At 56.7% G+C, this 6,512-nt stretch carries 8 protein-coding genes and 1 pseudogene; 3 read left to right on the top strand and 6 right to left on the bottom strand.

What is annotated here, in order from left to right:
- Together TK42_RS11750 and TK42_RS11745 are read left to right on the top strand one after the other, a co-directional pair.
- A partial coding sequence (locus TK42_RS11750) for a polysaccharide lyase family 7 protein (protein WP_146097871.1) occupies window positions 1-105 on the top strand: 105 nt, incomplete at its 5' end.
- 491 nt (window positions 106-596) lie between these two features.
- Window positions 597-888, top strand: a pseudogene (locus TK42_RS11745) (fructose-bisphosphate aldolase).
- A gap of 103 nt (window positions 889-991) precedes the next feature.
- Here the strand turns inward: TK42_RS11745 and TK42_RS11740 are convergent.
- The gene (locus TK42_RS11740; protein ID WP_236648051.1) at window positions 992-1,552 is read right to left on the bottom strand and encodes a DUF3757 domain-containing protein; all 561 of its coding nucleotides are present in this window, start codon (window positions 1,550-1,552) and stop codon (window positions 992-994) included.
- A gap of 343 nt (window positions 1,553-1,895) precedes the next feature.
- Between TK42_RS11740 and TK42_RS11735 the strand changes: the two genes are divergently transcribed.
- Entirely contained in the window at window positions 1,896-2,171 is a 276-nt protein-coding gene (locus tag TK42_RS11735) for a hypothetical protein (protein ID WP_103734255.1), read from the top strand.
- Between the two features lie 136 nt (window positions 2,172-2,307).
- Here TK42_RS11735 and fba read toward each other — a convergent pair whose 3' ends face one another.
- The 5 genes from fba to epd form a co-directional block, all read right to left on the bottom strand.
- On the bottom strand, window positions 2,308-3,372 hold the full coding sequence (fba, locus tag TK42_RS11730) for a class II fructose-bisphosphate aldolase (RefSeq protein WP_003177554.1): 1,065 nt from the start codon (window positions 3,370-3,372) through the stop codon (window positions 2,308-2,310).
- A 123-nt stretch (window positions 3,373-3,495) separates the two neighbouring features.
- Window positions 3,496-3,831 (bottom strand): MliC family protein, encoded by a 336-nt coding sequence (locus TK42_RS11725; RefSeq protein WP_005792196.1) that lies wholly within the window; start codon window positions 3,829-3,831, stop codon window positions 3,496-3,498.
- Between the two features lie 60 nt (window positions 3,832-3,891).
- The gene (locus tag TK42_RS11720) at window positions 3,892-4,119 is read right to left on the bottom strand and encodes a hypothetical protein (protein ID WP_005792197.1); all 228 of its coding nucleotides are present in this window, start codon (window positions 4,117-4,119) and stop codon (window positions 3,892-3,894) included.
- Window positions 4,120-4,150: 31 nt separating this feature from the next.
- Window positions 4,151-5,314 (bottom strand): phosphoglycerate kinase, encoded by a 1,164-nt coding sequence (locus TK42_RS11715; RefSeq protein WP_103734254.1) that lies wholly within the window; start codon window positions 5,312-5,314, stop codon window positions 4,151-4,153.
- Window positions 5,315-5,331: 17 nt separating this feature from the next.
- Entirely contained in the window at window positions 5,332-6,387 is a 1,056-nt protein-coding gene (gene epd / locus TK42_RS11710; protein WP_103734253.1) for an erythrose-4-phosphate dehydrogenase, read from the bottom strand.
- Window positions 6,388-6,512 lie beyond the last annotated feature (125 nt).

The raw sequence follows: 6,512 nt of genomic DNA, 5'->3' as shown, positions 1-6,512 counted from the left end.
AAGCCGTTGTACTTCAAGGCGGGGGTGTATGTGCAGGACAACAGTGGGGACAGCAAGGAAGGCGCGCGGGTGACGTTTGCGAAGTTGGATATTGATCACGAGTGAATGGATTAGCCTATTTCGAGTAGGCAACGTCCGACAAGCCCAAGGATCATTCCCCGATAAATCCAGACGATTAAATTCCCTGTGGGAGGGAGCTTGCTCCCGATAGCGGTGTGTCAGCTCAAATAGCTGTGACTGACCCACCGCAATCGGGGGCAAGCCCCCTCCCACATTTGGCCTGTGTGGCCTGAGGGCTTAGTGTCCGTCCTACAGGACCGTTGCGGCCAGTCAATTCGCCGCTTATAGTTCGCCCCGTCGCTGGCTGAACAGCGATAGGGTTTCGCAGCCCTAACGATACGTGTCTAACCAAGCATCATGAATACAACGATGAGCGCTTCGGCGCCCGTCGTCTGTTTTATGGTGGCTGTGTGTGGGAGACCTCCGGGTCTGCCGGGTTCCTCGTATCCTCGGTCTGCGAACCCGCACACAGCTACCACCCAATTCGTTTCGCAGCGAATGGCGGTAGTCCTTTTCAGATACGAGGAATATTTGTCATGACCCAACAACTACCACCCCGCCGCTTCACCCCCTGCACCGAAACCGCCACAGACTACCCCGTGCTCCTGATCGACAGCGACGCCCCACTGCTCGACCTCCACGCCTGCCTGCGCGAACGCCTCAACGGCCCTTGAACACCTCAACCTGATGGCCTGTTCCAGCCTGCCGGATTTCACAGAACGTGACCTGAACAACATCGCCAATACCGCACGCATTTTGGTTCAGGACGTGAGCGACGTGTTCCGGGTGATTGAACAGCAAGGGTTCGATACACCCAGCGCCGTCTAATCAACTCCAGCAAAAAACCCGCACTCCTGCGGGTTTTTCATAAAGTGGACTTAATTAGATTTGTGCCGTCAGGTCAGCCCCAGCACCTGATGGCTTCGCCTTTCTACTGAGGAGGCAATGTCAATTTCGCAGGGCCCTTTGAGTTCATTAGCTCAAAAGTACAGTCTGTGACAGTATTATTTTTACATTCCTTGTGCTCGTTCCAAGCACTGCCTTTAGCCACTGGAGGCAAGGTAAAACGCTTGGACAGCCTTAAATAGTCGCTCTTGCCTTTTCCCACGTAATCGCAGGTCACATAGTTATAAGGCAACTTCGTCTCGCTGTCTGTTCCCTGCTTGATCGCCGCGCCTGAAAAGCTGAACCCCTCAACCATCGAGCTATCCTCGACAAGCTGCTCACCACTCCACTCCTGCACCCCGCCTGAGAAGTGAATACTCACTGCCTTAATACTTGAGACGTCTGGACAAGACAGCGGGGCTGCATAGGCATTACCCATCAGCGCTAATCCCCCAATAGCAGTAAAGCATTGAAGCGTTTTTAATAAATGCACCTGTGACATAGCCTGTATTCCCTTATTGGAGTAATCCTCTGCAGCATGCGCAAATTCATTAACGAAAAATACTGTCAACATTGACAGTTTTAAATAAACATTAGGAATAAGCACAGCAATTTCAATAGCTAAATGATTATTCTCTCAGAGCACCAAATAAACAATCGAGATTGGCCGAAGACACATGTCCAGCCTACTTTAAATATTTCCACAGAATGGTGAAAATCATGGCCTTAACCAAACCCAAGGTTGTGGGGGGGGAGTTGTTACAAATCCAGTCCCGCTCAGACATACACACATAAGTGCGCACTTAGTGAGTATCCAGCTAAATGCGCCGTCTTTACCTACAGCCATTCGTCGGAACTGTGATTTCTAAGAGGTAGCCACATACCTGATGCATCACTAGAGTTTCATCACGTCGTCGATTCCCGACGACCACTTAAGAAGGATATTTATCATGGCTGCCTATATTGATAGCGCCAAAGGCGGAGCCGCTCAAATTGCAGTTTCAGGGAGGGGCACGCCTGGTTATCGGGTTTACTTGCATCAAGCCGGCACGGGAGCGCTTCTAGGAAGCGGGCTTGTTGGCTCAAACGGCACGTACTCCTTTATCACCCAAGAAGCGATTCTGAAAAACTACAGCAAACAAACCATTAACGTACAAGTAAGAGAGACCAAGGACAATAGCACCTATTCGGACTGGAGCCTCACCAGTCCCGTGACGATCTCTTAACTCCCCAAACTCAAATTAGAAGTTATCGGCATAGCTGCTGGATACAGTTAACCTTTTAAGGTCATGTTGAATTATTAAGACAATAAATATAAATAAAAAACCCGCATTGCTGCGGGTTTTTTATAAACGCCCGGACTTAATTGACCTTAGCGTTCAACTCACCCTTCAAATACCGCTGGTACATCGCTTCCAACGAGATCGGCTTGATCTTCGAAGCATTACCCGCAGTACCAAACGCTTCGTAGCGAGCAATACACACGTCGCGCATTGCGGTCACGGTGGCACCGAAGAACTTACGCGGGTCGAACTCGCTCGGGTTGGTGGCCATCAGGCGACGCATTGCGCCAGTAGAGGCCAGGCGCAGGTCGGTGTCGATGTTGACCTTGCGCACGCCGTACTTGATGCCTTCGACGATTTCTTCAACCGGTACGCCGTAGGTTTCTTTGATGTCGCCGCCGTACTGGTTGATGATCGCCAGCCACTCTTGCGGGACCGAGGAAGAGCCGTGCATCACCAGGTGGGTGTTGGGGATACGCTTGTGGATTTCCTTGATGCGGTCGATAGCCAGCACGTCGCCGGTAGGTGGCTTGGTGAACTTGTAGGCGCCGTGGCTGGTGCCGATGGCGATGGCCAAGGCGTCGACCTGGGTCTTCTTGACGAAGTCGGCCGCTTCTTCCGGGTCGGTCAGCATCTGGCTGTGATCCAGCACGCCTTCGGCGCCGATGCCGTCTTCTTCGCCGGCCATGCCGGTTTCAAGCGAACCCAGGCAGCCCAGCTCGCCTTCGACCGACACGCCGCAGGCATGAGCCATGGCCACAGTTTGTTGGGTGACGCGTACGTTGTACTCGTAGTCGGTTGGGGTCTTGCCGTCTTCGCCGAGGGAGCCATCCATCATCACCGAGCTGAAGCCCAGCTGGATGGAGCGCTGGCACACGTCAGGGCTGGTGCCGTGGTCCTGGTGCATGCACACCGGGATATGTGGGAATTCTTCGATGGCCGCAAGGATCAGGTGACGCAGGAACGGGGCACCGGCGTATTTGCGCGCACCGGCCGAAGCCTGGACGATCACAGGGGAGTCGGTCTTGTCAGCGGCTTCCATGATGGCGCGCATCTGCTCAAGGTTGTTGACGTTAAAGGCTGGGACGCCGTAGCCGAACTCGGCTGCGTGGTCCAGCATTTGACGCATGCTGATAAGTGCCATTGTGTTGTCTCTCCCGGTCGAGGGTCGTTAATCGTGCAAGCCTGCCGTAGCGGCGGCTGCTATTCAAGTTATTGCAGATCAAGGGGTTAAGCTTGAGCTGCTGAATCGTTATTGCTGTTGGGTTCAGTTGGCTTTGCAGCCGCGCCCAATCAAATCATCGGTGGCAACCCAGTACACCAGGCCTTCCTCACCTTTGGTGTGAAACGCCAGCTGGCCGTCGCTGTACAGCACGCCCGAGGCGGCTACCTCTTGCTTGAGACGGTAAACCTGGTCCGAGCCGCCGAGGCGTACATCCACTTCGGAACGGGCCTGGTTGGCGAAGCGCCAGTTGAGCTCGGCCTTGCTATCGCAGGTCCAGGTGGTCCACTTGTCGGCAGGCTCTGCGGCCTTGCTGAACATGTTCATGCTGCTGCAACCGGCCAACAGGGCCAGGGCTGCCAGGGCGAAAACGCCTTTCATTGCCAATCCTCGCAGGGCGACCTGGGGCCGCCGTTGCTGTTGGTTAGTGGATCAGACCCGTCAAGGGCAACCCTGTTCCTGACCGTTGGGCGCGGAGTCGTATTTCTCCAGCCGTTCGTTGCCGATGCGCTTGTTGATCACCGGCATGGTCTCGGCTTGCCAGTCAGCCTGGTAACAGCTTTTGTTCAACGGAGCCTTGGCGTTGTCCGCCTCCGGCGCCGCGCTGGGTGTGCCGCTGCAGCCGGCCAACAAGCCCGCTGCGATCACCAGTGCCAACGACTTGATCATGGGAACACTCCTTTTCCTGATCACGCGAGCCTTAGCCCTTGGCTCGGGTTTCCAGCACTTCCACGGCTGGCAAAACCTTGCCCTCGACGAATTCGAGGAAGGCGCCGCCACCGGTAGAAATGTAGGAGATCTGATCAGCAACGCCATATTTATCGATGGCCGCCAAGGTGTCACCGCCGCCGGCGATGGAGAAGGCCGAGCTTTCAGCAATAGCTTTGGCCAGCACTTTGGTGCCGTTGCCGAACTGGTCGAACTCGAACACGCCTACCGGGCCATTCCACAGGATAGTCTGGGATGCCTTGAGCAGTTCGGCGAAGTTGGCCGCAGTTTGCGGGCCGATGTCCAGGATCATGTCGTCAGCGGCCACGTCAGCGATGAGCTTGACGGTGGCTTCGGCGCTTTCAGCGAACTCTTTGGCAACGACCACGTCCACCGGCAATGGCACGCTGACTTTGGCGGCGATGGCGCGCGCGGTATCCAGCAGGTCCGGTTCGTACAGGGACTTGCCCACCGGGTGGCCGGCTGCGGCCAGGAAGGTGTTGGCGATGCCGCCGCCGACGATCAACTGGTTGCAGATCTGGCTGAGGCTATTGAGTACATCCAGCTTGGTGGAGACCTTGGAGCCGGCAACGATGGCCGCCATTGGCTGGGCCGGAGCGCCCAGGGCCTTGCCCAACGCATCCAGCTCAGCAGCCAGCAGTGGGCCGGCAGCGGCAACCTTGGCGAACTTGGCCACACCGTGGGTCGAACCTTCAGCGCGGTGAGCAGTGCCGAAAGCGTCCATCACGAACACATCGCACAAGGCAGCATATTGCTGGGCCAGTTCGTCGCTGTTCTTTTTCTCGCCCTTGTTGAAGCGCACGTTTTCGAACAGCACGATGTCGCCGGCCTTCACATCTACGCCGCCCAGGTAATCCGCGACCAACGGAACGTCACGGCCCAGGGCATTGCTCAGGTACTCGGCGACAGGCTTGAGGCTGTTTTCGGCAGAGAACTCACCTTCGGTCGGGCGACCCAGGTGGGAGCAGACCATCACGGCCGCGCCTTTTTCCAGGGCCAGCTTGATGGTCGGCAGCGAGGCCAGGATTCGCGCATCGCTGGTGACAACACCGTCCTTGACTGGGACGTTGAGGTCTTCGCGGATCAGTACGCGTTTACCTTGCAGATCGAGGTCGGTCATCTTCAACACGGTCATGGGTCGCAGTTCCTGAATTACTGTTGAGGTTGTTTAGAGGCGATGTGCAGATAATGTTCCGCAACATCCAGCATTCGGTTGGCAAAACCCCATTCGTTGTCGAACCAGGCCAGGATATTCACCAGCCTGGGGCCGGAAACGCGGGTCTGGCTGGCATCGACAATCGCCGAATGCGGGTCATGGTTGAAATCGCAACTGGCGTGGGGCAGCTCGGTGTAGGCCAGCAAGCCTTTGAGCGGGCCGCTGGTGGCGGCGTCACGCAGTATCCGGTTGACCTCCGTCGCATCAGTGTCGCTGACGGTTTGCATGGTGATATCCAGGCAAGACACATTCACCGTCGGCACCCGTACGGCTTTGGCCTGGATTCGCCCGGCAAGTTCCGGCAACAGCCGCTCGATGCCGCGAGCTAAGCCTGTGGACACCGGAATCACTGACTGGAACGCCGAACGCGTGCGGCGCAGGTCTTCGTGGTGATAGGCGTCGATCACCGGCTGGTCGTTCATCGCCGAGTGAATCGTGGTGATCGACACATAATCCAGGCCGATCGCCTGATCCAGCAGGCGCAACAATGGCACGCTGCAGTTGGTGGTACACGAAGCGTTGGACACCAGCAGCTCATCACCGGTCAGGCAATCCTGGTTGATGCCATAGACAATGGTGGCGTCGACATCCGCCTCGCTGGCCATCGGCTGTGAAAACAGCACACGCGGCGCACCGGCGTCGAGAAAACGCTGGCCATCGGCACGGGTGTTATAGACACCGGAGCATTCCAGCACCAGGTCGACGCCCAGTGCTTTCCAGTCGATGCCTTCGGGGGTGGCACTGCGCAACACTTGTACGCAGTTGCCATTGATATGCAGACAATCGCCGTCGACTCGCACTTCGCCGGGAAAGCGGCCGTGGGTGGAGTCAAAGCGTGTCAGGTATTCGATGCTGGCCATGTCGGCCAGATCGTTGATTGCAACAATTTCAAACCCGGCTGCCGCCCCTCGCTCGAACAGAGCACGCAAGACGCAACGACCAATGCGGCCGTAGCCGTTGAGTGCAACTTTGTAGGGACGCGGTTGGGGCATGGGGTTCTCGATCAAGGTTAGTGCGGTGTTGAATGTTCTGACGCCATCGCGGGCAAGCCCACTCCCACATTAGACCGCGATCCAAATGTGGGAGCGGGCTTGCCCGCGATAGCGCCAGTGCAGAC

This window comes from Pseudomonas sp. GZJR-8, assembly GCF_002916705.1.
Lineage (GTDB): Bacteria > Pseudomonadota > Gammaproteobacteria > Pseudomonadales > Pseudomonadaceae > Aquipseudomonas > Aquipseudomonas synxantha_A.
The sequence above is the reverse complement of the archived record's forward strand: the minus strand, read 5'-3'. Positions and strand labels throughout refer to the sequence as shown.